Genomic DNA, 1,408 nt, shown 5'->3' with positions numbered 1-1,408 from the left:
ATATCCTTGCCTGCGCCCAAGTGCGAGTGATGCGCGGATTGGGCAGAGGGAAGCGTGCCGTCAGGGTCTCGAACTCCGACCAGCCCATGCGCCGACTCTTCTGGCTGCGCCGTCTCAGACAGCGCAGCCACGTCCGACGCACTTCCCGGTAGAACCCGTTGAGCGCAGGGTAGTTGTGCGGCCTGCCGTAGTAGCCGTAGTGTCCACGCAGAACCGCGGCGAACCACTCGTGCTGCGTGGCCAGTGGCGCGTGCATGAACCGCCAAGCCTCCTTGCGCAACGCCGTCAGCTTACGCGTCAGGCGTTTCCCTTCCGTCTTGTGCTTCACGATGAACCGGCCGTCCCGGGTCCGCCCACAATAGTGGGTGAAGCCCAGAAAGGCGAAGGTCTCGGGTCGCCGCTCGCCACGCCGCTGTCGTGATAGGGCCGCGAACCGCCCAAACTCGATCAACCGCGTCTTGTCCTCGTGGAGTGTCAGGCCAAAGCCGGCCAGCCGCGCCTTGAGGGCCAACAGTATCTCCTCTGCATCGGCCTTCTTCTCAAAGCCCATGACGAAGTCGTCAGCGTAACGCACGATCACAACGCAACCGTGTGCATGGCGACGACGCCATTGGTGGGCCCATAGATCGAGGATGTAGTGCAGGAAGATATTGGCGAGGAGCGGACTGATGCCCGCCCCTTGCGGGGTACCCCTGTCCGTCTCTTGCCTCTCGCCGCTCTCGAGGATGCCAGCCCGCAGCCACAGCCCGATGAGCCGTAGGATACGGGGATCAGCGATCCTGTGCGCCACCATCCGCAGCAGCCACTCGTGGTCGACCGAGTCGAAGAAGCTGCGAATGTCGGCATCGAGCACCCAGTTCACACGCTGGCTCATGATCGCCGTATGCAGGGCATCAAGCGCCATGTGAGGATTGCGCCCCGGCCGGAAGCCGTAGGAGAACCCCAGGAAGTCGGCCTCATAAACGGCGCTCAGCACCTCGGCCACCGCGCTTTGGACGATCTTGTCTTCCAGCACCGGCACCCCGAGAGGCCGCTTACCGCCATCGGCCTTGGGAATATAGACGCGCCGCACCGGCTGCGGCCGGTAGCGTCCGGTGTGGACCCGTTCGCAGAGATCGCGGAGGTTATCCGCCAGCCGCTCTTCGTACGTCGTCACCGTCATCCCATCGACCCCAGCGCTCGCCTGCCGCTTTTGTCGCCGAAACGCCCGGTACAGGGCGGCCTCGTCGACATGGTGCAGCAGGGCCGTAAACCGGGTTTGGGCAGCCTGCCTGGCCGCCGCGTTCACCCGCTCGAGGTTCGGCGGCAAGGCAACCCGGCTCTGTGTCCGGACCTTGGCCTCCTCGCGCAGGCTCCCCTCAGGCTGGTCCCTTCCCTCCACTCGCCTCGTTTCCTTCGACGGCTTCAC

Annotated in this window: 1 protein-coding gene; it reads right to left on the bottom strand. The window is 64.8% G+C overall.

All coding sequences use genetic code 11. The annotated features are described in order from the left end of the window. The coding region (ltrA, locus tag M727_RS0132810; RefSeq protein WP_245269133.1) for a group II intron reverse transcriptase/maturase at nucleotides 1–1,381 on the bottom strand (1,381 nt) is incomplete at its 3' end. Nucleotides 1,382–1,408 lie beyond the last annotated feature (27 nt).

It is taken from the genome of Mesorhizobium sp. WSM2561 (assembly GCF_000513915.1).
Classification (GTDB): domain Bacteria; phylum Pseudomonadota; class Alphaproteobacteria; order Rhizobiales; family Rhizobiaceae; genus Mesorhizobium; species Mesorhizobium muleiense.
This window is presented reverse-complemented; position numbering and strand designations above follow the sequence as displayed.